This is a genomic window from Streptomyces sp. NBC_01408, from assembly GCF_026340255.1.
Taxonomy (GTDB): Bacteria; Actinomycetota; Actinomycetes; order Streptomycetales; family Streptomycetaceae; genus Streptomyces.
This window is the reverse complement of record NZ_JAPEPJ010000001.1, coordinates 3,137,932-3,163,493: the sequence shown is the minus strand read 5'-3', so window position 1 is coordinate 3,163,493 and position 25,562 is coordinate 3,137,932. Positions and strand designations below refer to the sequence as shown.

24 protein-coding genes, 2 pseudogenes and 1 riboswitch are annotated in these 25,562 nt (G+C 73.5%); of the genes and pseudogenes, 13 read left to right on the top strand and 13 right to left on the bottom strand.

Annotation, left to right across the window (positions count from 1 at the left end; all coding sequences use genetic code 11):
• Positions 1-136: 136 nt before the first annotated feature.
• From OG447_RS14430 to OG447_RS14405, 6 genes and pseudogenes are all read right to left on the bottom strand, one after another.
• Positions 137-927 (bottom strand): annotated as a pseudogene (locus OG447_RS14430) (IS5 family transposase).
• A 99-nt stretch (positions 928-1,026) separates the two neighbouring features.
• Positions 1,027-2,679 carry a serine/threonine-protein kinase gene (locus OG447_RS14425; RefSeq protein WP_266936889.1) on the bottom strand — a complete coding sequence of 551 codons (1,653 nt, stop codon included), beginning with the start codon at positions 2,677-2,679 and terminating at the stop codon, positions 1,027-1,029.
• 16 nt (positions 2,680-2,695) lie between these two features.
• On the bottom strand, positions 2,696-4,207 hold the full coding sequence (locus tag OG447_RS14420) for a protein kinase (RefSeq protein ID WP_266936888.1): 1,512 nt from the start codon (positions 4,205-4,207) through the stop codon (positions 2,696-2,698).
• Positions 4,204-4,470 (bottom strand): DUF397 domain-containing protein, encoded by a 267-nt coding sequence (locus OG447_RS14415; protein WP_266936887.1) that lies wholly within the window; start codon positions 4,468-4,470, stop codon positions 4,204-4,206. The genes OG447_RS14420 and OG447_RS14415 overlap by 4 nt, the downstream gene beginning before the upstream one ends.
• Complete coding sequence (locus tag OG447_RS14410) at positions 4,430-5,278, bottom strand: helix-turn-helix transcriptional regulator (protein ID WP_266936886.1); 849 nt, start codon at positions 5,276-5,278, stop codon at positions 4,430-4,432. Before OG447_RS14410 ends, OG447_RS14415 begins: the two co-directional genes overlap by 41 nt.
• A gap of 159 nt (positions 5,279-5,437) precedes the next feature.
• Positions 5,438-6,472 carry a right-handed parallel beta-helix repeat-containing protein gene (locus OG447_RS14405; protein WP_266936885.1) on the bottom strand — a complete coding sequence of 345 codons (1,035 nt, stop codon included), beginning with the start codon at positions 6,470-6,472 and terminating at the stop codon, positions 5,438-5,440.
• A gap of 169 nt (positions 6,473-6,641) precedes the next feature.
• Between OG447_RS14405 and OG447_RS14400 the strand changes: the two genes are divergently transcribed.
• The 4 genes from OG447_RS14400 (at position 6,642) to OG447_RS14385 (ending at position 10,544) form a co-directional block, all read left to right on the top strand.
• Positions 6,642-7,283, top strand: a complete 642-nt coding sequence (locus tag OG447_RS14400) for a class I SAM-dependent methyltransferase (RefSeq protein WP_266936884.1) — start codon at positions 6,642-6,644, stop codon at positions 7,281-7,283.
• Between the two features lie 201 nt (positions 7,284-7,484).
• Positions 7,485-8,387: an N-acetylmuramoyl-L-alanine amidase gene (locus OG447_RS14395; protein WP_266938872.1), complete on the top strand. Its 903-nt coding sequence runs from the start codon at positions 7,485-7,487 to the stop codon at positions 8,385-8,387.
• A gap of 149 nt (positions 8,388-8,536) precedes the next feature.
• Positions 8,537-9,364 carry a hypothetical protein gene (locus tag OG447_RS14390; RefSeq protein WP_266936883.1) on the top strand — a complete coding sequence of 276 codons (828 nt, stop codon included), beginning with the start codon at positions 8,537-8,539 and terminating at the stop codon, positions 9,362-9,364.
• A gap of 169 nt (positions 9,365-9,533) precedes the next feature.
• Positions 9,534-10,544 (top strand): LLM class F420-dependent oxidoreductase, encoded by a 1,011-nt coding sequence (locus OG447_RS14385; RefSeq protein ID WP_266936882.1) that lies wholly within the window; start codon positions 9,534-9,536, stop codon positions 10,542-10,544.
• On the opposite strand, the gene OG447_RS14380 is transcribed toward OG447_RS14385, so the two are convergent.
• Positions 10,541-10,930 (bottom strand): hypothetical protein, encoded by a 390-nt coding sequence (locus tag OG447_RS14380; protein ID WP_266936881.1) that lies wholly within the window; start codon positions 10,928-10,930, stop codon positions 10,541-10,543. The two genes, OG447_RS14385 and OG447_RS14380, sit on opposite strands and share 4 nt — an antisense overlap.
• 35 nt (positions 10,931-10,965) lie before the next feature.
• Positions 10,966-11,610, bottom strand: coding sequence for a hypothetical protein (locus OG447_RS14375; RefSeq protein ID WP_266936880.1), 645 nt, complete (start codon positions 11,608-11,610; stop codon positions 10,966-10,968).
• A 112-nt stretch (positions 11,611-11,722) separates the two neighbouring features.
• Between OG447_RS14375 and OG447_RS14370 the strand changes: the two genes are divergently transcribed.
• The gene (locus OG447_RS14370) at positions 11,723-12,025 is read left to right on the top strand and encodes a hypothetical protein (protein ID WP_266936879.1); all 303 of its coding nucleotides are present in this window, start codon (positions 11,723-11,725) and stop codon (positions 12,023-12,025) included.
• A gap of 25 nt (positions 12,026-12,050) precedes the next feature.
• Here OG447_RS14370 and OG447_RS14365 read toward each other — a convergent pair whose 3' ends face one another.
• The 3 genes from OG447_RS14365 to OG447_RS14355 all read right to left on the bottom strand — a co-directional run bounded on the left by OG447_RS14365 (position 12,051) and on the right by OG447_RS14355 (position 15,287).
• Positions 12,051-13,133: a prenyltransferase gene (locus OG447_RS14365; protein WP_266936878.1), complete on the bottom strand. Its 1,083-nt coding sequence runs from the start codon at positions 13,131-13,133 to the stop codon at positions 12,051-12,053.
• Positions 13,130-13,873, bottom strand: a complete 744-nt coding sequence (locus OG447_RS14360) for a class I SAM-dependent methyltransferase (RefSeq protein ID WP_266936877.1) — start codon at positions 13,871-13,873, stop codon at positions 13,130-13,132. Before OG447_RS14360 ends, OG447_RS14365 begins: the two co-directional genes overlap by 4 nt.
• A gap of 100 nt (positions 13,874-13,973) precedes the next feature.
• On the bottom strand, positions 13,974-15,287 hold the full coding sequence (locus tag OG447_RS14355) for a glycosyltransferase family 4 protein (protein ID WP_266936876.1): 1,314 nt from the start codon (positions 15,285-15,287) through the stop codon (positions 13,974-13,976).
• A gap of 248 nt (positions 15,288-15,535) precedes the next feature.
• On the opposite strand from OG447_RS14355, the gene OG447_RS14350 reads away from it, so the two are divergent.
• The 3 genes and pseudogenes from OG447_RS14350 (at position 15,536) to OG447_RS14340 (ending at position 16,520) form a co-directional block, all read left to right on the top strand.
• Positions 15,536-16,171, top strand: a complete 636-nt coding sequence (locus tag OG447_RS14350; protein ID WP_266936875.1) for a TetR family transcriptional regulator — start codon at positions 15,536-15,538, stop codon at positions 16,169-16,171.
• Positions 16,172-16,292: 121 nt separating this feature from the next.
• Positions 16,293-16,391, top strand: a pseudogene (locus OG447_RS14345) (phosphotransferase); the annotation flags it as partial.
• Positions 16,368-16,520: a hypothetical protein gene (locus tag OG447_RS14340; RefSeq protein ID WP_266938984.1), complete on the top strand. Its 153-nt coding sequence runs from the start codon at positions 16,368-16,370 to the stop codon at positions 16,518-16,520. The pseudogene OG447_RS14345 and the gene OG447_RS14340, both read left to right, overlap by 24 nt.
• 166 nt (positions 16,521-16,686) lie before the next feature.
• Here the strand turns inward: OG447_RS14340 and OG447_RS14335 are convergent, their stop codons facing one another.
• Both OG447_RS14335 and OG447_RS14330 read right to left on the bottom strand, forming a co-directional pair.
• Complete coding sequence (locus OG447_RS14335; RefSeq protein WP_266936874.1) at positions 16,687-16,920, bottom strand: ferredoxin; 234 nt, start codon at positions 16,918-16,920, stop codon at positions 16,687-16,689.
• Positions 16,920-18,383 carry an aldehyde dehydrogenase gene (locus OG447_RS14330; protein ID WP_266936873.1) on the bottom strand — a complete coding sequence of 488 codons (1,464 nt, stop codon included), beginning with the start codon at positions 18,381-18,383 and terminating at the stop codon, positions 16,920-16,922. Before OG447_RS14330 ends, OG447_RS14335 begins: the two co-directional genes overlap by 1 nt.
• Before the next feature lie 253 nt (positions 18,384-18,636).
• Here OG447_RS14330 and OG447_RS14325 point away from each other — a divergent pair, with 253 nt between their 5' ends.
• The 5 genes from OG447_RS14325 (at position 18,637) to OG447_RS14305 (ending at position 25,520) form a co-directional block, all read left to right on the top strand.
• Entirely contained in the window at positions 18,637-19,677 is a 1,041-nt protein-coding gene (locus OG447_RS14325; protein WP_266936872.1) for an MBL fold metallo-hydrolase, read from the top strand.
• A 74-nt stretch (positions 19,678-19,751) separates the two neighbouring features.
• A riboswitch (cobalamin riboswitch) is annotated at positions 19,752-19,883 on the top strand.
• Between the two features lie 108 nt (positions 19,884-19,991).
• Positions 19,992-21,242 carry a prenyltransferase/squalene oxidase repeat-containing protein gene (locus OG447_RS14320; RefSeq protein ID WP_266936871.1) on the top strand — a complete coding sequence of 417 codons (1,251 nt, stop codon included), beginning with the start codon at positions 19,992-19,994 and terminating at the stop codon, positions 21,240-21,242.
• Positions 21,242-21,925 (top strand): SCO2322 family protein, encoded by a 684-nt coding sequence (locus tag OG447_RS14315; protein WP_266936870.1) that lies wholly within the window; start codon positions 21,242-21,244, stop codon positions 21,923-21,925. The genes OG447_RS14320 and OG447_RS14315 overlap by 1 nt, the downstream gene beginning before the upstream one ends.
• Positions 21,926-22,380: 455 nt before the next feature.
• The gene (locus OG447_RS14310) at positions 22,381-23,442 is read left to right on the top strand and encodes an energy-coupling factor transporter transmembrane component T (RefSeq protein ID WP_266938871.1); all 1,062 of its coding nucleotides are present in this window, start codon (positions 22,381-22,383) and stop codon (positions 23,440-23,442) included.
• Complete coding sequence (locus tag OG447_RS14305; protein WP_266936869.1) at positions 23,439-25,520, top strand: ABC transporter ATP-binding protein; 2,082 nt, start codon at positions 23,439-23,441, stop codon at positions 25,518-25,520. The genes OG447_RS14310 and OG447_RS14305 overlap by 4 nt, the downstream gene beginning before the upstream one ends.
• The last annotated feature ends 42 nt before the right edge of the window (positions 25,521-25,562 follow it).

Sequence of the window (25,562 nt, the reverse complement as noted above, 5' to 3'; positions counted from 1 at the left end):
GGCCAACTTTCGCCATTCGAACCCGAGCACTGGCAACGGCGCCAGCAACGACTGCACGGCCGCGCAGTACTCGTCGCATCGCTGCTGATGTGGGCGTGACATTTGACGACAACTCCTAGGAGTTGTCGTCAAAGTGTCACGCCCACATCAGGAGCGATGCGAGGGTGACGGCTGCTTGGTAGGACTGGGCAGTCTTGTCGTACCGGGTGGCGATGCCGCGCCACTGCTTGAGGCGGTTGAAGCACCGTTCCACGACGTTGCGGCGCTTGTAGACCTGCTTGTCGAAGACGGGCGGGCGGCCGCCCCGGCTCCCGCGCCGGGCCCGGTTGCGGACCTGGTCGGACCGCTCCGGAATGGTGTGGGCGATGCCCCGGCGTCGCAGCCAGGTCCGGATCGCCTTCGAGCTGTAGCCCTTGTCGCCGATGACGTGGCCGGGCCGCATCCGCGGCCGGCCCGGTCCCGTTCGAGGCACCCGTATCGCGTCCATCACGGCGGTGAACTGGGTGCAGTCGTTGGTGTTCCCGCCGGTCAGGACGAAGGCCAGGGGCCGGCCCAAGCCGTCGCAGGCCAGGTGGATCTTGCTGGTCAGCCCGCCGCGGGACCGGCCGAGGGCCGGGCTGCGGAGCCCCCTTTTCGGGCTCCGGCCGCGTGCTGGTGGGCACGGACGATGCTGGAATCCACCGACACCAGCCACTCGATATCGCCCGCGGCATCCGCTTGCGCCTGGGCTGCCCGGAGCATCCGCTCAAAGGTCCCGTCCGCCGCCCACCTGCGGAAACGGGTGTGGAGGCTGGCCCACGACCCGTACCTCTCAGGCACGTCCCGCCATGCGACCCCGGTCCGGAACTTCCACACGATCCCGTTGAGAACCGTCCGGTCATCCAGCCTCGGCCGCCCGAAAACAGGCCGGGGCAACAGCGGTTGCACGAGTTCCCACTCGGCATCGGACAGTTCATGGCGACGTATCACGACACCATGATCCACAACCCAAGATCACTTTGACGACAGGCCCTAGCGCCGCCCGGCTCAGCGTGGTACGGCCGCCAGCGCGGCCCGGGCGATCTCCTTCGCCTCGGTCTCGCAGGTCTCGGCGGGGTGTTCCGGGCCGCCGAGGCCGACCCACACCATGAGGTTCCCGTCGAGCACGCCCAGCAGGCAGCTCTGCCCCTGCTCCGGGGTGTCCCAGTACGCGGCGTCCCCGAACCCGAGGTCGTGGTCGGTCCGCCCCACGCCGAAGTTGGCCCGCTGGCGCCGCGGCCCGCTGCCCGGGACGCGGTCGCTGCGCTCCACGTACCAGGAGACGGACGCGTACGGCTTCGGCTCGGGGGCGCCGCCGACCACGTCCCAGGCCACCTGCCAGGCACAGTGCGTATTCGACCGTTCGGCGCTGTCGTCGTGGCTGTCCTTCTCGGTGTTCCGCTCCGGCAGCGGCAGCGTCCCCGCCGCCTCCTCGCAGCGCGGCACGCTCAGGTACCGGTCCGGTTCGACCGGCGGGGCCGGTGGCTGCTCATCCAGCACGCGCTGCGCGTACGGGGTCCCGAACCAGCCCGCTACGAGGATCCCCGCGGCCACCAGCAGCCGACGCACGGGCAGCCGCCGGCCTCGAGGCGCGTGCGCCCGCTCCGGGCGGACCGCCCGCGGGGCGGTGGTCGTCGCCGCGTCGGGGTCCGGGCCCACGCCCGCGCCCACGCCCTCGACCACGCCCACGCCCTCGCCCGCGTCCGCCGACAGACCCGCCCGATCCCCGTCCCGGTCCGCGTCCCCGTCCCCGTCCCCGCCCTCACCCTCGCCCCGTTCCTGGAGCAGCCGGTCGATCTCCTCCTGCTGTGCGGCGGCCATCCGCCCGACGGCGGGCGGCCACCCCGTGCCGTCGGCCGCCCCCGCCAGGCCCAGCAGCTCCGCCGGGGTCGGCCGGGCGGCCGGGTCCTTGGCCAGGCAGCGGGAGACGAGGCGGCGCAGCCCCGGCGGGAGGCCGCCCAGATCGGGTTCGGTGTGCACGATGTTGTACAGGGTCACCGCGACCGTCCCCGCCGCGAAGGGGCTGCGGCCGGTCGCGGCCAGGAAGAGCCCGGACCCGAGGGAGAACACGTCGCTCGCCGGGGTCAGTTCACCGCCCTGTGCCTGTTCGGGCGACATGTAGGCGGGCGAGCCGATCACCGCCCCGGCCCGCGTCAGCTCGGTGATCTCGCCCGGCTCGGCCACCCGCGCGATACCGAAGTCGATCACGCGCACGCCGTCCTCGGCGAGCAGCACGTTGTCCGGCTTGAGGTCCCGGTGCACCAGCCCGGCCCCATGGATCTCCGCGAGGGCCGTCGCCAGCCCGGCAGCCAGCCTCCGCACCGCCGCCTCGGGCAGCGCCCCGCCGCTCGCCACCGCGGCCCCCAGCGACGGCCCGGCCACGAACACCGAGGCCAGCCACGGCGCCGGCGCGTCCGCGTCGGCCTCCAGCACGGCCGCCGTGTAGGCGCCGGACACCTTCCGCGAGGCGGCGACCTCGCGCCGGAACCGGACGCGGAAGCCGTCGTCCTCGGCGTAGCGGGCGTGCACCAGCTTCACGGCGACGAGCCGCCCGTCCGGCGCCGCGCCGAGCAGGACGCGGCCCATGCCGCCCCGGCCGATCTCCGCGAGCAGCCGGTACGGTCCCGCCCCGGCCGGATCCGACTCCCTCAGCGGTTTCATGCTCCCCCCGGCGCTCTCATCGTCCCCCCATCGCGTCCACGATCGACTCGGACACCTCCCGGACCACGGCCTCACATCCGCCGGGCGGGTAGCGGGGTCCGCGCACCGAGACGAAGGAGGTCATGTTGAAGTCCCGTACGTGCAGCGTGCAGCTCGGGTCCCCGTCGTCGTCGGGCGGCCTCCACAGCCCCTCCTGTGCGAACCCGAGTTTCAGATCGCGCCGGGTCCGGCCGGGTTCGTGGAAGACCTCGTGGTAGCGCTTGGACCGCTCGGCACCGGTGCCCTCGCCGGCCTCGGTCGAGAAGAACCTCCAGTCGGCCTCGATCTGTTCGCCCGTCCGGCTGTTCCAGGTGCAGCTGACCGCGACCGAGCCCGAGTTCTCGACCGGGCCGACCCCGTTGCTCCTGGAGACGAACTCGGACGGCACGCGCACCCTGGTCTCCGAACAGCCCGGGGGCTTGCGGTAGACGTCCTGCACCTGGGCCAGGGGTGTCCCGCCGGGCGTCGGTACGGACTCCGGTACGAGGTCCCGGTAGGCCTGCACCAGGCCCGGCCGCCATACGGTGAGCGCCATGGTCGCCACCACTGCCAGCGCCAGCGCGGACACCAGCGGCCGCAGCCACCGGGGCCGGGCGCGGGGTGCCGGACCGCCGAGCCGGGCCGTGTCCGCCCGCTGGGCGGCGAGGAGCTCCCGCACCGGCTCGGGCCAGGGCCGCGCCGAGGGCGGGACGGGCCCGATCAGGGCGAGCAGCTCCGGCAGGGTCGCCCGGTCGGCCGGATCCTTGGCCAGGCAGGCCTTCACGACGGGACGCAGCCCGTCCGGTACGCCGTCCAGGTCGGTCTCGCCGTGCGCGATCTCGTACAGCAGCCCGGGCCCGGAACCCGAGGTGAACGGCGGGCTCCCGGTGCAGGCCGTGACCAGGGTGGAGCCGAGGGCGAACACATCGCTCGCGGGCGTCAGTTCCTCCCCCAGGGCCTGCTCGGGCGACATGAACGCGGGCGAGCCGATCAGCGCGCCCGCGTGCGTGATCCGCGTCAGGTCCCCGACGGCGCGCACGATGCCGAAGTCGATGACGCGGACGCCGTCCCCGGCGAGCAGTACGTTGGACGGCTTCAGGTCCCGGTGGATCAGACCCGCCCGGTGTACGTCGGCCAGCGCGTGCGCGAGCCCGGCCGCCAGCCTGCGCACGGCCTCCTCGGGCAGCGGCCCGGCAGCCGCCAGGGCCTCGCCGAGCGAGGGCCCGGGCACGAAGAGCGAGGCGAGCCAGGGCGTCTCGGCGTCCGGGTCGGCGTCGACCACGGGCGCGGTGAAGGCGCCCGACACCTTCCGCGAGGCCGCGACCTCAAGCCGGAACCGGGCCCGGAACCTCTCGTCCTCGGCCAGCTCGGCATGCACCCGCTTGACCGCGACGAACCGCCCGTCGGGCCCGACCCCGAGCAGCACCCGCCCCATACCGCCCTGCCCGAGCACGGCGACGCACCGGAAGGGCCCTATGTGCGCGGGGTCGGCCGGCCCCAGGTCCTTCATGCAGACAGGGACCCTACGAAGGCGGCGAAGGCGGCGGCGCCGACGGTGAAGCCCGGCCCCTCGGGGTTCTTGGAGTCCCGCACGGCGACCCGACAGGGCTGGGCGGCGACCTCGACACAGTTACCGCCGGTGTCACCGCTGTACGAGGACTTCTGCCAGGCGGCCCCGCCGAGGGGGGCGCACTCGACGCACTGACCTCCAGTGTCAGCGCTGTACGAGGACTTACGCCACCGCGTGCCCGTCAGGTTCTGGATGGTCTCCATAGCGCTCCTCCATTACGCGGGCGATCCGTGCCGCCGATGCCTCCACGGAGAGGGCAGCGGCCTGCAAATGATCGTATCGGAGTGAACCCTCCCTGAAAGCCTGTGGATTGGCCGTCATATGGCCCTGAACGAAGTCCTCGGTATAGACGAGATCCGGGTTGTCGTCGAACCGCAGGAGGCTGAACGATCCTGGCTGCCCCGCGTGAGCGCCCGCCTCGAAGGGCAAGATCTGCACCTGCACCCACTCCCGGCTCTCCAGAGCCAGCAAATGGGCGAGTTGGTTCCGCATGACCTCCCGGCCGCCGATCTCCTGGTGCAGCGCGGTCTCGCTCATCACGACCCACATCAGTGGCGGGTTCTCGCGGTCGAGAATGCGCTGCCGCTCCATCCGGGCGGCCACCTTGGAATCGAGTTCCTCCTCGCCCCATACACCCAGCACGGCACGCGCGTACTCCGTCGTCTGCAACAGGCCATCCACCAACTGCGCCTGGAACGTCGAGAGGTACGCAGCCCGCGCCTCCATCTCCGCGTACGGCTGGAACCACGTCGGCAGCTGGTTCCGTAGCACCAGGCCCACCAGGCGGGAGAACAGCCCGTCGGTCCCCAGCGCGGCGTCGACCCGTTCGGAGAAATCGCGGGTCGGCACCCGCCTCGTGGTCTCGATCTGGCCGATCAGGGAACCCGTACAGAAGACGATGGACCCGAGCTGCGCCTGGTTGAGCCCCGCGTCCTCCCTCAGGCGGCGCAGTTCGTAGCCGTAGTAGTCCAGCGGCGAGGCGCTGGGATCGAGGTCGCGCATGCTGACCAAGGGACGGTCACCCCCAAGCTGACACCGTGCGGCGTGCGGTTTCGGTCATCGCCGAGCGTAGTCACGCCGTCGCGGTCCGATGGGGGGAAGTACACAACTGACCGTTTCCTTCCGGAGATTGATACCGGCTCGCGCATGCGCCTCACCGTGGGTGACCCGTCAGAGGTCGGTCGGCTGGTTGTCCTGCACTAGGGTGGCGACCAGCGAGAGGGTGCCGCCGTTGTTGAAGATGCCGCCCGGGGCGGCGTTGGCGAAGTTGTGGGTCACCGAGCTGTTGCGAACGGTGAGGGTGGCGTCGGAGGCGTTCGCGAGACCGCCGCCCCGCGCCCCGGAGCCGAGGGCCCGGTTGGCGAAGACGGTGGTGCGCTCCAGGGTCAGCGTGGAGGTCCGGTTGAAGATGCCGCCGCCGTCCTGGCCGTCACCGGCCAGCGTGTTGCCGCGGATGAGGGTGTCCGTGACGGTCCCCGTCAGGTTGAACGCGAGGATCCCGCCGGCGCCGACCCGGGCCGCGTTGTCGGTGACACGGCTGTTGGCGAGGGTCAGGCTGCCGCGTGCGTCGATCCCGCCGGCGTCGTCGTGGGCGGTGTTGCCGGTGATGGTGGTGTTCGAGATGTTCGCGGTGCCGTTCGTGAAGATGCCGCCCCCGTTGTTCGTGGAGATGTTGTAGCTCACGGTGCTGTTGCGGAGGGTGAGCGTGCCGAAGTTGGCGATCCCCGCGCCGATGCCGGACACGGCCGAGAGGTTCCGGGTCACTTCGACGGAGTTGAGGGTGAGCGCGCTCCCGGTGTCGACGTAGATGCCCCCGCCGCCCTCGCCGCCCGACCGGCCGTCGCGCACGGTGAGGTTGGACAGGCTCAGCCGGGCGTTCGGGCCGGAGACCTTGAAGATGCGGAAGGCGGCCGCCGACTGGCGCCTGATGATGTTCTGGCTGCCGACGATGGTGATGTCGCTCGTGACGACCGGCAGGCCGTTGCCGGGGTTGTTGGGGGCGGTCAGGGTGTACGTGCAGCCGGGGGCGAGGAAGAGCAGGGCGGGGCCGGGGACGGTGTTGGCCTGGGTGATGGCGTTGCTGAGGGCCGTCTGACTGCACAGCACGATCTGCTGGGCACGGGCGTGGGCATGGGCGTCGGCGGGCAGTGCGACCACGGTCGCGAGGGCCGCGGCCGCGCCGGCGAAGACTCCGAGTCTGAACATGGCGAACAAAGTACGGAAATAGACCAAGCGGATAAGCAGGCTAGATGGGGCGCGCCGAGCCTGTCCCCCTGAGGGAGCACGCGGGCCCCGCGGGCCCCGGCATGGCGCCCTACCGGGCGGTAGGGCAGCATGGGCGCCCGAACACCGACCCCCCATCCCCGGAGGAACCATGGCCACCCCCAAGCCGGAGACCCTCGCCGCATTCGAGGCCGCCAAGGGGTTCATGCCCGTACGGGAGGGACTCGCCCTGCACGAGGCCGCCACCGCGGCCGGGGCGCTGGGGCTGCCGCTGCTGGAGGTCGGGACGTACTGCGGCCGCTCCACGATCCTGCTGGCCGACGCGGCGCGCGAGGCCGGGGTCGCGGCGATCACCGTCGACCACCACCGGGGCAGCGAGGAGCAGCAGCCGGGCTGGGAGTACCACGACCCGAGCGTGGTGGACCCGGAGGTCGGGCTGATGGACACGCTGCCGACCTTCCGCCGGACCCTGCACAAGGCCGGGCTGGAGGACCACGTGATCGCGATGGTCGGCCGTTCCCCGCAGGTCGCCGCCGCCTGGGGCGGTCCGCTGGGCTTCGTCTTCATCGACGGTGGGCACACCGACGAGCACGCGAGCGGCGACTACGAGGGCTGGGCCCCGCACGTGGCCGAGGGCGGGACCCTGGTGATCCACGACGTGTTCCCGGACCCGGCCGACGGCGGCCAGGCCCCGTACCGGATCTACCTGCGCGCCCTGGCGTCGGGGGCCTTCGAGGAGGTCTCGGCGACGGACTCCCTGCGCGTGCTGCGGCGTACCGGACCGGGCATCTGAGCGCTCGGTAGCGTCCTGGGGGCCCGGGGCGTGCACGCGGCGCTACGCGCCCTCGGATGGAGCAGGGTCCGGCTGCCGGGCATCTCGTCGGATTAGCATCGCGGCGTGCGCAACGACGACAGTCCCTCGCCCCCGCCCCCCGAGTCCTCCACGTCGGTCAGCCCGGACCGGCACTGGTTCACCCGCCGCTCCACCCTCGTCGTGGCGGCCGCCGCGCTGGCACCGGCCTGCCTGGCCGGCTGGGTCCTGACCCAGGTGCTGGCCGGGGCCGGGCCCGAGGGGGAACAGGCCCAGCTGAAGCCGGCACCCGCCTCCCACTCGGCCCACGGTGACGCGAAGCCCAACGCGGGCGCGAGCGGGACCCCGAGCGCGGAGGCCGCTACGACGCCCTCCCCGGCGGCCCCCTCCCCCCTCCCGGCCCCCGCCAAGGGCCCCCTCACGGGCCGGACGGTCGTCATCGACCCCGGCCACAACACGGGCAACTTCCAGCACGGCACCGAGATCAACCAGAAGGTGGACATCGGCACGGGCCGCAAGGAGTGCGACACCACCGGCACGACCACCAACTCCGGGTACATGGAAGCCGAGTTCACCTTCGACGTCTCCCAGCGGCTGAAGACCGTACTGGAGGCGCAGGGCGTCAAGGTGCTCCTCACCCACCACGCCGACCGCCCGTTCGGCCCGTGCATCGACGAGCGCGCCCGGATCGGCAACGAGGCCAAGGCCGATGCCGTGGTCTCCGTGCACGCCGACGGAGTCTCCGCGGGCAGCCGCGGCTTCCACGTCATCCTCCCGGCCAAGGTCAAGGGCGGCGCCGCGGACACCGCGAAGATCGTGGAACCCTCCCGGCAGCTCGGCGAGCGGATCGCCGGAAACTTCGCCCGAACCACCGGATCGGCCCCCGCCAACTACCTTGGCAACGGTACCGGTTTGGTCGTGCGCGACGATCTCGGCGGACTGAACCTGTCCACCCAGCCCAAGGTCTTCGTCGAATGCGGCAACATGCGTGACGCCAAGGACGCGGCGCTGCTGACGAGTCCGGAATGGCGGCAGAAGGCCGCCCAGGGCATCGCCGACGGCATCGTCGGCTACCTGGGCGGGTAGTCCACGAGCAGCCCCGCCGGGGCTGCTCGCCGCCCCGATCCTCTCGGCAGTGCGAGACGTCCGTACCATGGTGCCGCCCGCCCCGCTCCAGGTAAGAGCTGCGACCGCGGCACCACGAGACGACCGAGACCGAGAAGGACACCTAAGACGTGAACATCCGCTCCCTCACTCGAGGCGACGGCGTGGTGATTGGAGCAGCGGCGCTGCTGTTCATCGCCTCGTTCCTCGATTTCTACTCCACCACCGGAGGCGACCTCCCCAGCGCCTGGGACACCGACGCGTACCGACTGGTACTCCCCAGCGTCTTCCTCATCGGATTCGTCGCTGCGGGCCTGCTCGTCGGCGCGCGATTCCAGCCGGAGACCCGCAAGGTCCTGGGCCTGCCGCTGGCGGCCTGGGGCACGGTGCTCGCCGTCTCCGCCGCCTGGTCGGCGCTGTGGACGCTGATCACCTGCCCGAGCACCCTCGACCTGGGTGCCGGCTCGATCCTCTCCTTCCTCGCCACCCTGGCGCTGGCCGGCGTCGCCCTCTTCGGCGCGAAGGTCCCGGCGCTCGCCGGTGCCCTCGTCCCGGCTCCGGCGCCCGCCGCCGTCCCGCCCTACGGGGCCCAGCCGCTGCCCGGCGCCGGGTACGGCTACCCGGGCGGGCAGCAGCAGCCGCAGCCGTACGGGAACACCCCGCAGCCGGTCCCGCCGTACGGCGGCACCCCGACTCCGGCCCCGGGCCCGCAGGACTCCGCCCAGCACGCCCCGACGCCGGAGCCGGCCCCTGCGGCCGACTTCACCCCGTTCTGGTTCGCCGTCCCGGTGGCCCGCCCCCTCTTCGCCGAGGACGGCTCCCCCACCCCGATCGCCGAACTCGCCCCGGGCACCTGGTACCTGGCCGTGGAGCAGCACGGCGCGGCCACGCTGATCGCCCAGACCCAGGACGGCCGCCGCGGCGTCCTGAACGACACCTCGGGCATCCAGCGCGGCTAAGTTCCAGCCCCGCCGGCGTTTGAGGCGCGGGGTCTGGGGCAGCGCCCCAGCAACGGCGCCGCACACGCGAGGACCATGGCAACGTCCCCCCACCCTTCCGGGTGGGGGGACGTTGCCATACAGTCACCTGACGGCCCGTCAGATATCACCTCGCCGGAGGGGACCCCGCATGCGCCTCGGACTCGCACTCGGCTACTGGGGCCGCGGCCCCGACCCGGCCCACCTCGACCTCGCCGTCGAGGCCGAGAACCTCGGCTACGACTCGGTGTGGACCGCCGAGGCCTGGGGTTCGGACGCCTTCACCCCGCTGACCTGGATCGCCGCGCACACCTCGCGGATCCGCCTCGGCACGGCCATCGCGCAGATGGCCGCCCGCAGCCCCACCGCCACCGCCATGCACGCCCTGACCCTGGACCACCTCTCCGGCGGCCGGATGATGCTGGGCCTGGGCCTCTCCGGGCCGCAGGTGGTCGAGGGCTGGTACGGGCGCCCCTTCCCCGCGAGCCCGCTCACCGCGACCCGCGAGTACGTCGACGTCATCCGCCAGGTCCTGCGCCGCGAGGCGCCCGTCTCGCTCGACGGCCGCTTCCACAGCCACCCGTACCGCGGTGGGGACGGCACCGGCCTCGGCAAGGCCCTGCGGCCCATCACCCACCCGCTGCGCGCGGACCTGCCCCTGCTGCTGGGCGCGGAGGGACCGAAGAACATCGCCCAGACGACGCGGATCGCGGACGGCTGGCTCCCCCTGTACTGGTCGCCGAACCGCACCGACGTCTACCAGGCCTCCCTGGCCGACGTACCCGAGGGCTTCCTGATCGCGCCGATGGCCCGTGCCAAAGTGTGCGACGACGTCGCGGAAGGCCTGCTGCCGGTCAAGGCGATGCTCGGCTTCTACATCGGCGGCATGGGCCACGCGGCCCGCAACTTCCACGCCGATCTGATGGCGCGCATGGGCTACGAGGAGGAGGCCCGCCGCATCCAGGAGTTGTTCCTCGCCGGGCGCAAGGAGGAGGCCGTCCTGGCCGTCCCCGACGCCTTCGCCGACGAGATCTCGCTGATCGGCCCCCGGGAGCGGATCGCCGAACGCCTGGAACTGTGGCGCAAGGGCCCGGTCACCGACCTGCTCGTCACCGCACCGGACCCGCACACCCTGCGCGTGCTGGCGGAACTCAACAGCTAAGCGGTGTCGGCCTGTGGCACGGCCTCCAGCAGCTCCCTCAGGTCGAGCGGCATGACGGCGACCTCCATGGCCGCGCCGTCCCCGTAGACGCAGGTGACGATCCGCGAGCCGGGGTTGATGGCGAGCCCCTCCTTCACGGTGGGCATCCGCACCCCCGTGGCGCGGCCGCCGGCCAGCGCCACGGCCTCCCCGCGCTGCGGAACCCAGCGGGCCGCGCCCGCGTCGGCGTACACCCGGCCCGGCCGCCACCGCCCCTCACCGGCCGGGCTGCGGACCATGCAGGGAATCCCGGGCACGGGCCCGGAGGCCGTCCGCGCGAGGTGCTTGCGCCGCAGGAGCCACCCGGCTCCGGCGGCGCCCAGGACGACCACCACGATCTCGATCACCCGCCCATTGAAACAGGCCGGGCCCTGCGGGCTTCCTAGCCGCCCAGCTGGGAGACGCTGGGGACCTGGTCCTTGACGACCGCGCCCGCGCTCTTGCCGGCTTCCTTCACCCCGTTGATGACCTCGTCGAAGGCGTCGATGTCCACGTCGCCGGCCTGACCCTTGCGGAGCTTGCTGCCCAGGCCCTTGAGGGACTCGATGCCCGCCGTCAGCGGGACCATCGCCTTGGACAGCAGCGGGTCGCCCTTGGCGTTCTCGGCGGCCGCCTTCAGCCGGTTGTACGCGAAGGCGCCCGCGAGACCGGCCTTGATGAGGGCGAACGTACGGCCCTTGGCGCCCTTCTTGAACTTGCCCGCCCGGTACGGCTTGACGATCCACTGGTACGTCGCCCCGGCCGCGAGCCCGGCGTTGGCGACGAACCGCGTCTTGGCGAACTTCTGCTTCTCGGCGGGGGTGGTCGGCGAGGGCGTCACCGCGGCCAGCTCGTCGGCCTCCGCGGCGGCGGGCTCGGCGGCCGCGAGGGCGGCCAGTTCCCCCATCGAGGCGGAGGAGAGCTCCTCCGCGCGGCTCGTGGTGCCACCGCCGTCGCTGCCGCATGCGGTGGCGCCGGCCAGCAGCGCGGTGGACAGGACCACCGCCGTCAGGGCGCGGCGGAATCGGACGGTCGTGGGAAGGGACACGGTTTCCTCCGGGGACTGAGGTGTCCCCCGCAGCCTCGCCCCGGCCCCGCGGCCGCACCACCGGGGGGACCCGTTCGGGTTTGCCGCGCGCCCGGGCGGCAAGACGCGCCACATGCCCACACACACCCGAGCAAGCGCACGCGGAAGCAGTCAGGCCGGGCGGGCCGTCGCACTGGTGGCGGACATCCTGGCCTTCGTGATCGTCCTGTGGATCCTGCTGTACCTGCTGGACGCCAACCGGGGCAACGAGCTCGTGGAGTTCGTCCACGACACCGCGACCTGGCTGGCCGGCTGGTCGTACGACCTGTTCACCTTCAGCCGGGAATGGGTCCAGGTCGTGTTCGGCTACGGCGTGGCCGCCGTGGTCTACGTCCTCGTCGGCCACGCCGTGGCGGGCTGGCTCTACCGCCGCTGACTCAGCCGAGCACTCAGCCGCTGACTCAGCCGCAGCAGTCGGGCTCCAGCCCCGCCGGGAGCGAGGTCCCGCCGAACACCTCGGTGGTGGCCTCGTCCCCGCCCAGCGCGGCGACGGCGAGCAGCAGGGACCCGGCGGTCCAGGTCGTCTGCTCCACCGGCCAGACCGCCTTGTCCTGGAACACGTACCCCGTCCAGTACATGCCGTTCTCGGCGCGCAGGTGGGTGATCGAGCGCAGGATCTCCAGCGCCCGGTCCGACTCCCCCGTCGCCCACAGGGCGAGCGCGAGCTCGCAGGACTCGCCGCCGGTCACCCACGGGTTCGGCAGCACGCAGCGCACGCCCAGGCCCGGTACGACGAACTCGTCCCAGCGGGAGTCGAGCCGCGCGGTGGCCTCGGCGCCGGTGAGGGCGCCGCCGAGGACCGGGTAGTACCAGTCCATCGAGTAGTGGTTCTTGTCGAGGAACCGCTCCGGGTGGCGGCGGATGGCGTGCCGCAGCGCGCCCGCGGCCAGTTCCCAGTCGGGCTGCGGCTCCTCGCGGTGCTCGGCGACGGCCAGCGCGCAGCGCAGCGCCTGGTGGATGGAGGAGGACCCGGTCAGCAGCGCGTCCGTGACGGGCGTGCCGTCGGACTCGCGCTTCCAGCCGATCTCGCCGCCCGGCTGCTGGAGGGCGAGGACGCACTCCACGGCCGCGTAGACGGCCGGCCACATCCGGTCGAGGAACGCATCGTCGCCGGTGGACAGGTAGTGGTGCCAGACGCCGACCGCTATGTACGCGGTGAAGTTGGTCTCGCGGCTGGCGTCCTGCGGCTCGGCGGTGTCCACGCCGTCCTCGCGGTCGGCGTAGGCCGCGTACCAGGAGCCGTCCTGGTTCTGGTGGCGGGCCAGCCAGGCGTACGCCCGCTCCGCCGCCTCGTGCTCACCGGCGGCGTCCAGGGCCATCGCGGCCTCGGTGTGGTCCCACGGGTCCAGGTGGTGGCCGCGGAACCAGGGGATGGCCCCGTCGGACCGCTGCGCGGCGAGGATGCCCGCCACGGTCTGGGCGGCCTGCCCGGCGGTCAGTACGCCGTCCAGGACCAGGTGTTCGGTGCGCCCGGGGGAGGTCACTGGACGGCGCCGGCGGGGAGGACGGGCAGGTGCGGCTTGGTCGCGTACGCCACGAAGCTCTTGCCGATGACCGGGTTGAGTGCCTGCTCCGCGAGCCGCGTGGCCAGGGGCTTCTTCATGATGTCCCAGACCAGGAGCTTGTGGTACGCCTTGACCGGCAGCGCCTTGTCGTTGTCGACGCCGAAGGCGCACTTGAGCCACCAGTACGGCGAGTGCAGGCCGTGCGCGTGGTGGGTGCCGTACGGCTTGAGGCCCGCGGCCTCCATCTTGCCGAGCAGCTCGTCCGCCTTGTAGATGCGGATGTGGCCGCCCTCGACCTCGTGGTAGGCGTCGGACAGCGCCCAGCAGATCTTCTCGGGGCCGTAGCGGGGCACGGTCACGGCGATGCGCCCGCCGGGCTTCAGCACGCGCACCATCTCGGCGAGCACGCCCTTGTCGTCGGGGATGTGCTCCATCACCTCGGAGATGATGACGACGTCGAAGGACTCGTCGGGGAAGGGCAGTGCGAGCGCGTCGCCCTCCATGGCGGTGGCGGTGGCCCCGGCGGGGGCCTCACCGGCCTCCTTCATGGCGGCGAACCACTTGGCGACCTCGCGGATCTCCTCGCCGTTGCGGTCGACGGCGACCACCTGGGCGCCTCTCCGGTAGCACTCGAAGGCGTGCCGGCCTGCGCCGCAGCCCAGATCGAGCACACGGTCGCCTGCGGCGAGCGGGAACCGGGAGAAATCGACGGTCAGCACGGGGTCCTGCCTTCGCGGTCGCGGGGGTTGCGGGGGGTGCGGGAGTTGCGGGGTTTACGGGGGTTGCTCATGGGAGTGAAGGAGTGGAAGGAACGGAAGGTCACCGTGTACGCGTGCTACGGGCGGCCCGCTCGATGGCGGCGCGGTAGTGCGCGACGGTGCCCTCGGCGGCCTTGGCCCAGGTGAAGCGGGCGAGGACCCGTTCGCGGCCGGCGGCGCCGAGGCGGGCCCGCAGCTCCGGGTCCCCCAGCATCCGGCCCAGCGCGGCGGCCAGCGCCCCCGCGTCGCCCGGGGGCACGGCGAGGCAGGTCTCGCCGTCGGGGCCGGCGACCTCGGGGATCGCACCGCCGGTGGTGGCGACGAGCGGGGTACCGGTGGCCATGGCTTCGGCCGCGGGGAGCGAGAAGCCCTCGTAGAGGGAGGGGACGCAGGCGACCTGGGCGCTGCGGACGAGGTCGACGAGTTCGGCGTCGGTGATGCCCTTGACGAACCGCACCGCGTCCTTGAGCCCGTAGGTGTCGATCGCGCGGGCGACCGGCCCCTTCTCGGCGCGCTTGCCGACCACGACGAGGTGGGCGTCGGGCTGCTCGGTGCGCAGCTTGGCGAGCGCCTCGACGAGGTGCACGAGCCCCTTGAGGGGGACGTCGGCACTGGAGGTCGTGACGATGCGCCCCGGGACCTCGGCGACGGCCGCGTCGGGTGACCACAGGTCGGTGTCGGCGCCGATGTGGACGACGTGGATGCGCTCGTCCCGGACGCCGAGGTGGTCGGCGATCTCCTGCTTGGAGGAGCCCGAGACGGTGAGTACGGAGGACAGCTTGCGGGCCACGCGGCCCTGCATGCGCGTGAAGCCGTACCAGCGGCGCACGGAGAGCCGCTTCTTGCGGTCCTTGGCGGCGTCGAGGTCCAGCTGCCGGTCCACGGTGATGGGGTGGTGGATCGTGGTGACCAGCGGCGCGCCGAGGTCGGCCAGCAGGCCGTAGCCGAGGGTCTGGTTGTCGTGGATGACGTCGAACTCCCCGGCGCGCGCGGCCAGGTGGCGGCGGGCGCGCAGCGAGAAGGTCAGCGGCTCGGGGAATCCGCCGGTCCACATGGTGGCGACCTCGAGGGCGTCGATCCAGTCCCGGTACTCGTCGCGCTTGGGGGTGCGGAAGGGGTCGGGGTGCCGGTAGAGGTCCAGGCTCGGGAGCTCGGTGAGCGAGGCGCCCGTGTCGAGCACCGGGTAGGGCTGTGCGCCGATGACCTCGACCGAGTGCCCGAGGCGTACGAGCTCGCGCGAGAGGTGGCGGACGTAGACGCCCTGGCCACCGCAGAACGGGTTCCCCTTATAGGTGAGGAGTGCGATGCGCAGCGGGCGGTCGCCGTCGGTGGCGGAACCCGCGAAAGGGCTCGTCACCATGGCCTCAGCGGTCACTCTCGGCCCCCTTCTCCCTGCACTTTCGCCGGAGCGTAACCGCTCGGATAATGTAGAACAAGTTTCAGACTTGATCCGTTGAAGACCATTGAATCTACCGGCCGGAAACCACACCGTAAGAGGCGGAGCAGGTGATTCGCGCCACGGCTGCGGCGCCTGCGATGCTGACCCCGGATCAGCCCGGATCAGCCCGGATCAGCCGCCGACTCGACCCCCGCAACGACACGGAACGCCATGGAACGGGACACATGACAGCGGAAGCGAAGGCGGTCAGAACACCGGCGACCACACCGGCGTCCCCGCCCCTGACGGAGCGCCAGGAGGCGCGCCGCCGCCGGATCCTGCACGCCAGCGCACAGCTGGCCAGCCGGGGCGGGTTCGACGCCGTCCAGATGCGCGAGGTCGCGGAGTCCTCCAGCGTGGCGCTGGGCACCCTCTACCGCTACTTCCCGTCCAAGGTGCACCTGCTGGTCGCCACGATGCAGGACCAGCTCCAGCACATGCACACCACGCTCCGCAAGCGCCCGCCGGCCGGCGACGACCCGGCGGCGCGGGTCGCGGAGACGCTGATGCGGGCCTTCCGCGCCCTCCAGCGCGAGCCGCACCTGGCGGACGCGATGGTCAGGGCGCTGACCTTCGCGGATCGCAGCGTGAGCCCCGAGGTGGACACGGTCTCCCGGCTCACCACGGCGATCATCCTGGACGCGATGGGCCTGGACGCCCCGCCGACGGCGGAGCAGCTCTCGGCGGTCCGGGTCATCGAGCACACCTGGCACTCGGCGCTGATCACCTGGCTCTCGGGCCGCGCGTCGATCGCCCAGGTCAAGATCGACATCGAGACGGTCTGCCGCCTGATCGACCTGACGGCGCCAGAAAAGGCCTGATTCCGCCGGACCCGGGTGCTCCCGAAAACCTTTGGCGGCGGCCCGGCGGCGAGGGCTAGGGTCCGCCGTCGGACGGGCACCGGGCGGAGGTGACACATGTCGGGCGGGGCTCGTCGGGCGGCTGATCGCCGCGCAGTTCCCCGCGTGGGCGCACCTGCCCGTCGCGGAGGTCCGCTCCTCGGGCACCGACAACGCCATGTACCGGCTGGGCGAGGACATGGCGCGCGGCCGCGGCTGGGCCCTGGCCTTCGGCCTCACGGCGCACCACTACTACCGCGGCGCCAGGAACCCGGTCCTCGCGGCCGTCGGCCTGCGCGCGGTCCGCGAGGCCCTGGCCGACGCCGGCTGACGGAGCCCGGTCCTCGCGAGGACCGGGCTCCTGGCCCTGGCACAGGGAGCGGCCCCTGCGGAGCTTCGGGCCACCCTCGCGCGATGCCGCCGGGCCCGTCATGCCCCGGCGGCTGCCGCGGGAGTGTCACACGCTGCCGCGAGCGCGGGGCGTTCCACGGACACCCCTAGTCCTCCGGGGGGAAGACCACCTCGCCGCTGCCCAGCAGGGTGATCATGATGGCTTCCACCGGGCAGCCCTCCGCCGCCGTCAGGACCGGCTCGTTGGCGTCCGTCTGCGCCGCGCGCGGGCGCGACTGGCGTGCCGAGTCGAGGGCGAAGCCCTCCGGGGCGTGGTTGACGCACATCCCCGAGCCGATGCAGACCCCCCGGTCCACCTCGACCTGCCAGCGGTCACCCATCAGGCACCCGCCGCGTATCCGGCCGGGAGGTGGATCATCTTGTGCTCCAGGTACTCGCTCAGCCCCTCCGGCCCGAACTCCCGCCCCAGCCCGCTGTTCTTGTAGCCGCCGAACGGCCCCAGCATGTCCAGGCTGAAGGTGTTCACGTTGAAGGTTCCGGTGCGCACCTGCCTGGCGAAGTCGATGCCGTGCCCGACGTCGCCGGTCCACACGCTGCCGCTCAGGCCGAACTCAGAGTCGTTGGCCACCCGCAGCGCCTCCGCCTCGTCCCCGTAGGGGATCAGGCAGACGACCGGGCCGAAGATCTCCTCCCGGGCGATCCGCATGGAGTTGTCCACGTCGCCGAAGAGGGTGGGCTCGACGTACCAGCCCTGCTCCAGGCCCGCCGGGCGGCCGCCGCCCGCCAGGACCTTCGCGCCTTCCTCCTGGCCGATGCGGATGTAGTCCAGCGACCGCTGCTGCTGCCGCTTGGCCACCAGCGGCCCGAGCTGCGTCGCCGGGTCCAGCGGGTCGCCGACCACCAGCGCCCCGGCCGCCGCGGCGAGCGCCTCGGCCACCTCCTCGTAGCGGCTGCGCGGGGCGAGCACGCGGGTCTGGGCCACGCACGCCTGGCCGTTGTTCATCCAGGCCGCGGGGACGATCCCGGCGATGGTGGTGTCGAGGTCGGCGTCGGGCAGGATCACGGCGGCCGACTTGCCGCCGAGTTCGAGGGTGACGCGGGTGAGGTTGCGCGCGGCGACCTCCATCACGCGCTTGCCCGCGGCGACCGAGCCGGTGAAGGCCACCTTGTCGACGCCGGGGTGCCCGACCAGGTACTCGCTGACCTCGCGGTCGGCGGGCAGGATCGACAGCACGCCCTCGGGCAGCCCGGCCTCACGGGCGATGTCGGCGAGGATGTAGGAGTCGAGCGGGGACTCCGGCGAGGGCTTGAGGATCACCGTCGACCCGGTGAGCAGCGCGGGCGCGAGCTTGGCGGCGGCCACGAACTGCGGGACGTTCCACGGGATGACGGCCACGACGACGCCGACCGGCTCCCGGCGGACGAGGATCGGGCCGAGCACGCCCTGGCGGTGCTCCTCGTAGGGGAAGGAGCGCGCGACGGTGATCGCGGCGTCGTAGACCATCATCGGGCCCAGCGCCTGGGCGAGGATGCTCCAGGAGTACGGGGATCCGTTCTGGGAGCTGATCGAGCGGGCGATCTCCTCGTGCCGGACGGCGATGGCGTCCTTGATCCGGGTGACGACGGCGATCCGCTCGTCCAGGGTCATCCGGGGCCACGGCCCGGTGTCGAAGGCCTTGCGGGCCACCGCCACGGCCCGGTCGACGTCGGCCTTCGATGCGTGCGGGACGGAGCCGATGACCTGCTCGGTGTGGGGGGAGACGATCCGGATCGTGTCGGTGCCCAGCGGATCCGTCCACTCACCGCCGATGAACAGTTGTCCGTGTTCCACGAGCTCGGTCATGGCTGAGGCCTCCTGCGGCTTGGCGTTGCAGAACTGATACCAGTTCTAGTTAGAGGAGTCCACGGCCGGGACGGAACAGACGAGAAGATCCAACGACTAGTCAGAAAGCCCTGAGAGTGGTCGACTTGGGCTACTACTGAAACAAGTTCTCGTCAGCGGACAGGGGAGCCTCATGCCAGGGGACACGTCAGAGGACAGGCCAGAGGACAGGCCAAGGGACAGGCCGGCGGACACGTCAAAGGACACGTCACACGTGACACCACAGGTCACCGACCACGGCGGAGGCGTGTGGGGCATCAAGGTCCCCATCCCCGACAACCCGCTCGGGCACACCCTCGTCCACGTCCTCGACACCGACCGCGGCCCGGTCCTCGTCGACACCGGCTGGGACGACCCCGAGTCCTGGGACACCCTCGTCGCCGGCCTCGCCGCCCTCGGCACCGCGGTCACCGACGTCCACGGCGTGGTCATCACCCACCACCACCCCGACCACCACGGCCTGTCCGGCCGGGTCCGGGAGGCCTCCGGCGCCTGGATCGCCATGCACGCCGCCGACACCGAGGTCGTCGTGCGGACCCGCGCCGCCGAACCCGGCGTCTGGTTCGACTACATGAGCGGGAAGCTCGCCGCCGCCGGAGCCCCCGAGGAACACATCGCCCCGCTGCGCGCCGCCCGCGCGAGCGGCCGCATGCGCACCCTGCCCGGGCTGCGCGCCGCCGTCCCCGACCGGGAGATCGTCCCCGCCGAGCTGCTCCCCCTCGCCGGACGCCGACTGCGCGCGATCTGGACCCCCGGCCACACCCCCGGCCACGTCTGCCTGCACCTGGAGGAGGCCCACCCGGCGAACCTCCCCGGCAACGGCCGCCTCTTCTCCGGCGACCACCTGCTGCCCGGGATCTCCCCGCACATCGGCCTGTACGAGGCCCCGGAGGACACCCGGGTCACCGATCCGCTCGGCGACTACCTCGACTCCCTGGAGCGCATCGGGCGGCTGGGCCCGGCCGAGGTGCTCCCCGCCCACCAGTACGCCTTCACCGACGCACCCGCCCGTGTCCGGGAGCTGCTGGACCACCACGAGGAGCGGCTGACGGGGCTGTGGGCGCTGCTCGCCGAGCCGCTGACCCCGTGGGCGCTGGCGGAGCGGATGGAGTGGAACCGGCCCTGGGAGCAGATCCCGTACGGCTCCCGCAACATCGCCGTCTCCGAAGCCGAGGCCCATCTGCGGCGCCTGGTGAAACAGGGCCGCGCGGAGGCGGTCCCGGGCACCGACCCGGTCACGTACCGGGCGCTGTGACGCAACTCGGGCAGTACCGCCGGTAAGGGCTCCGGCCTCCGGCGCCCCCGGGCGCGCGGGCTACGGGCCGGTACAGTGAGGCCGTCGTCCACACTTCCGTTCGGGGGGAAGCCGGTGCGAATCCGGCGCTGACCCGCAACCGTGACCCGCTCCCGGCACCGCCCGGGCGGGGAGTCGGAATGCCCCGTATGGAAGTGCGCGGCTCGCGCCGCCGGGTCCTCCGGCGGCCGGCACCGTCGAGGTAAACGGAGCCGGAGCCCGGTGCCTGAGCGTGCCTGCCCTCCGGATCCCCAGCAGGAGAGGCACCCGCCCCCATGATCGTCCGCCGCAGCGCCGCCGCGCTCGCCGCCTCCGCCGTGCTCTGCGTGGGCGCCGCCCCCGCAGCCCTCGCCGACACCGCGCCGCCCGCCTCCCCCTCCGCGCCGCCGGTCATCCCCTCCGGCCTGTTCGGCAAGAACGACCCGACCTACGACGGCGTGTGGCGGCAGTCCGTCGCGCTGCTCGCCCAGGACACCGTCGGCGTCAAGCCCGCCGCGCAGGCCGTGGACTGGCTGACCGGCCAGCAGTGCGCGAACGGCGGTTTCGCCTCCTTCCGCGCCGACGCCGCCGCGCAGTGCGAGGCGACGACGATGTACGACACGAACGCCACCGCCGTGGCCGTGCAGGCCCTGAAGGCGCTCGGCGGCCACGACGAGGTCGTCAAGAAGGGCGTGGACTGGCTGAAGTCCGTCCAGAACGAGGACGGCGGCTGGGCCTACGTGCCCGGCAGCCCGAGCGAGGCCAACTCCACCGCCCTGGTGATCAGCGCGCTGGCCGTGGCGGGCGAGAAGCCGGCCGAGGTCAGGTCGAAGGCGGGCAAGTCCGCGTACGAGGGGCTGCTCCCCTTCCAGCTGGGCTGCTCGGCCGAGCCGGCCGCCGACCGCGGCGCCTTCGCCTACCAGCCGGTCGACGGGAAGCTGCTCGCCAACGCCGACGCGACGGCCGCCGCGGCGCTGGCCGGCCTCGGCAAGGGCGCGGTCGTCGTCCCGTCCGCCGCGGACACCCCGGCGACGGCGCTGGCCTGCCCGGCGGGCGCCACCGACCCCGGGGCGGCCGCCCAGGGCGCGGTCGGCTACCTGGCCGAGGCCCTCAAGAAGGACGGCCACCTCACGGCCGTCACCCCGGGCGCGGACCAGCCGACCCCGGACACCGGCAACACCGCCGACGCGGTGATCGCCCTGGCCGCGGCCGGGCACAAGCAGTCGGCGGCGGGCGCGCTGGAGTGGCTCAAGGCGAACTCGGCCGAGTGGTCGAAGGGCAGCCCGGCGGGTCTCGGCACCCTGATCCTGGCCGCGCACGCGACGGGCACGGACCCGAAGTCCTTCGGCGGCACCGACCTCGTGGCCGCGCTGAACGCGACGGGTCCCGCCCCGCAGGGCCCCGACACGGCCGCCACCGAGGTGGACGGAGAGAAGGACAAGCCCTCGGGCGGCCAGAACATCTGGTGGATCATCGGTGCGGGCGCCGCGGCCGGCGTGGGCATCGGCATCCTGCTGAGCGGCCGCCGGAAGAAGAACCAGCTCTGATGCGCCGCCGCCTGCCCGCCGTGGCCCTCGCCCTCGGGTTCGTCCTGGCCCTGCTGGCCGCCACGCCGGCGCTGGCGGCCGGCTACCGCTACTGGTCGTTCTGGGACGGCGCGGCCGGCGGCCAGTGGTCGTACGCCACCCAGGGCCCCTCGATGGCCCGGCCCGCGGACGGCGCCGTCCAGGGCTTCCGCTTCGCGGTGAGCAAGGACGCGGCGGACCAGGCGGCCCAGCCGCGCGCCGCGGCCGACTTCGAAGCCGTCTGCGGGGCGACCGCCCCGGTGGCGGGCCGCAAGCGGGTGGCGCTGGTCATCGACCACGGCGTCCCGCAGGACGCCCCGTCGGGCGACGCCCCACCGCAGGAGTCCCCGCGCACGGCCTGCGCGCAGGTCCCGCCGGAGGCCACGGCGGCCGAGGCCCTGGCCTCGGTCGCGAAGCCGCTGCGCTACAACAGCGCGGCCCTGCTGTGCGCCATCTCGGGCTACCCGAAGCTGGGCTGCGGCGACCAGGTCACCGCCCCCGACCCGAACGCGGAACCCAAGCCGGGGGCCGAGCCCGCAGCCGAGTCCGGGGGCAAGCCCGCAGCCGAGGACGGCGGCCCGTCGGCGGGCCTGCTGGCCGGCATCGCGGCCCTCGCGGCCCTGGCCGCAGCCGCCGCCTGGCAGTCCCGCCGCCGCACCCGATGACCCCCCACCCCACCCCCGACACCCCAGCCCCAGCCACACCCGCCACCGCCCCTGGGGCGGCTGGCGCCCAGGGCGGGGCGGCAGCCGACAGCGCGACCGCCGCCGGGCACGGCGCATCCCCGGCCCCCGCCCACACGGGCGCGACGCCCGCCGCCCCGACCCACCCCGAGGCAGCCCCCGCCACGGGAGCAGCGGACGCTCACGCCGGGGCGCCGGCCCACGCCCACACGACAGCCGACGGCACGGCACCCGCCGCGCACGCGGGAACTCCGGACCCTGCCGCCGCCGGGGCCACCCGCCGGAGGCGGCCCGCGCGGCCCGGCCCCGCGCACGGGGCCCCGTACACCCCGCCGGAGGCGACCCCGCACGGCGACGTACCCCCGCCCCGCCGGAGGCGACCCGGCCCCGCGCACGGGACCCCGTACACCCCGCCGGAGGCGACCCGCGCGAACGCCCTGCACGCCGGCGCCTGGTGGCTGTGGGCCCTCGGGCTGGCCACCGCCGCCTCCCGCACCACCAACCCACTCCTCCTCGGCCTGATCGTCGGCGTCGCCGGCTACGTCGTCGCGGCCCGCCGCACGGACGCCCCCTGGGCCCGTTCCTACGGCGCCTTCGTCAAGCTCGGCCTCGTCGTGATCGGCCTGCGCCTGGTCTTCTCCATGCTGCTCGGCTCGCCCATCCCCGGCTCGCACACCCTCTTCACCCTCCCCGAAGTACCGCTCCCCGCCTGGGCCCAGGGCATCCGCTTCGGCGGCCGGGTCACCGCCGAGCAGCTGGTCTTCGCCTTCTACGACGGCGCCAAGCTGGCCACCCTCCTCATCTGCGTCGGCGCCGCGAACGCCCTCGCGAACCCGGCCCGCCTCCTCAAGTCCCTCCCGGCGGCCCTCTACGAGGCCGGGGTCGCGGTCGTCGTGGCCATGACCTTCGCGCCGAACATGGTCGCCGACGTCGTCCGGCTGCGGACCGCCCGCCGGTTGCGCGGCCGCCCCACCGGCGGGGTGAAGGCCGTCCTCCAGATCGGCCTGCCGGTCCTGGAGGGCGCCCTCGAACGTTCCGTGGCGATCGCCGCCTCCATGGACGCCCGCGGCTACGGCCGTACCGCGCAGGTCCCGCCCGCCGTCCGGCACACCACCAACGTCCTCACCCTCGGCGGTCTGCTCGGCATGTGCGCGGGCACGTACGGGCTGCTCGCCGCGCAGGGCGCCGCGTACGGGCTGCCCGTGCTCGGCATCGGCGTAGTGCTGGCCCTGGCCGGGCTGCGGCTCGGCGGCCGGCGCAGCATCCGCACCCGCTACCGGCCCGACCGCTGGGGGGCGCGGGCCTGGCTGGTGTCCGGTTCGGGCGCGGCCGTCGCCGCCCTCACCATCTGGTTCGCCGGCGTCGACCCGGACGGGCTGCGGCCGGGCGTGGTCCCGTTGGTCGCCCCCGAGCTGCCGCTGTGGCCGGCGGCCGCGATCCTGATCGGCCTGCTTCCCGCCTTCGTGGCACCCGTACCGCCCAAGGAGGCTTCGCAGTGATCCGTTTCGAGCAGGTGTCGGTCACCTACCAGGGCGCGGCCGGGCCTTCGCTCCAGGGCGTCGACCTGGTGGTCCCCGAGGGCGAGCTGACGCTCCTGGTCGGCCCGTCCGGGGTCGGCAAGTCCACCCTGCTGGGGACGGTCTCGGGGCTGGTCCCGCACTTCACGGGCGGCACCCTGCGCGGGCGGGTGACCGTGGCCGGGCGGGACACCCGTACGCACAAGCCGCGCGAGCTCGCGGACGTGGTGGGCACGGTCGGCCAGGATCCCCTCGCGCACTTCGTGACGGACGTGGTGGAGGACGAGCTCGCCTACGGCATGGAGTCCCTGGGCCTGCCACCTGCGGTGATGCGCCGCCGGGTGGAGGAGACCCTGGACCTGCTGGGCCTGAACGAGCTGCGCGACCGCCCCATCGCCACCCTGTCGGGCGGGCAGCAGCAGCGGGTCGCGATCGGCTCGGTCCTGACCCCGCACCCCCGGGTCCTGGTACTGGACGAGCCCACCTCGGCGCTCGACCCGGCGGCGGCCGAGGAGGTCCTGGCGGTCCTCCAGCGGCTGGTCCACGACCTGGGCACGACCGTCCTGATGGCGGAGCACCGGCTGGAGCGGGTGGTCCAGTACGCCGACCAGGTGCTGCTCCTGCCCGCCCCGGGCTCGGCGCCCGTGCTCGGAACCCCGGCCGAGATCATGGCCGTCTCCCCGGTCCACCCGCCGGTGGTCTCTCTGGGCCGCCTCGCGGGCTGGTCCCCGCTGCCGCTCTCAGTGCGCGACGCCCGCCGGGTGGCTGCGCCGCTCCGCTCCCGCCTGTCGGCCGCCGCCGGCCCCGCCACACCAACCTCGCCCCCGGCGACCCCGGCTTCGGCTTCGGCTTCGGCCCCGGGGAACCCCGTGCCCCCACCGTCCGTACCGACCCTCGCCGCCGCTTCCCAGGGCTCCGCCCCGGACCCCGCGCCTCAAACGCCGGCGAGGCTGGATGTGCCCTCCGTGCACCCCAGCCCGCAGGACGCACAAGACCAGCCCAACCCAGCCCCGCCGACGCTTGAAGCGCGGGGGTCAGGGGACGGTCCACACCAGCCAAACCCAGCCCCGTCGGCGCTTGAGGCGCACAGGCCCGAGGCCGAACCACACCAGCCAAATCCAGCCCCGCCGGCGTTTGAGGCGCGGGGGTCCGGGGGCGGAGCCCCTGGCGGCGGGGCGCGCCCCGGCCTTTTCGCGTGGCTTCGCCGGAGCAGGCCCACCCCTGCCACAACCCCCGGCAGGGAACCGGCGTGGCTCCGCCGGAGCAAGCCCACCCCCGCCACACCCCCCGGCAGGGGCGTGGCCGAGGCCCACAACCTCGGCGTACGCCGCGGCCGCGCCGAAATCCTCCGCGGGATCAGCCTCGCCGTGGCCCCCGGCGAGACCATCGCCCTGATGGGCCGCAACGGCGCCGGCAAGTCCACCCTGCTGTCGGCCCTGGTCGGCACGGTCGCCCCCGCCACCGGCGAGGTGACCGTCGGCGGCAGGGCCCCGCACCGGACCCCGCCGCCGGAGATGGTCCGCCGCGTCGGCCTGGTCCCGCAGGAGCCCCGCGACCTGCTCTACGCCGACACGGTGGCCGCCGAGTGCACCGCCGCCGACTCCGACGCGGGCGCGCCCCCCGGCACCTGCCGGGACCTGGTCTCGGCCCTGCTCCCCGACGTCCCCGACGACACCCACCCCCGGGACCTGTCCGAGGGCCAGCGCCTGGCCCTGGCCCTGGCCCTGGTCCTCACCGGCCGCCCGGCGCTGCTCCTCCTCGACGAGCCGACCCGCGGCCTGGACTACGCCGCCAAGGTCCGCCTGATCGGGATCCTGCGGGACCTGGCGGCCGAGGGGCACGCCATCGTGCTGGCCACGCACGACGTGGAACTGGCCGCCGAGCTGGCCCACCGCGTGGTGATCCTGGCGGGCGGCGAGGTCGTCGCCGACGGCCCGACCGCCGAGGTCGTCGTCTCCTCGCCCGCCTTCGCGCCGCAGGTCGCGAAGGTCCTGGCGCCGGGCCACTGGCTCACGGTGAGCCAGGTCGCCACGGCCCTGGCAGCGGCGGAGGCACCGTGAGCCGCGCCCCCGGCCGCCCCAGCCGCCCCGGCCACCCCGTCC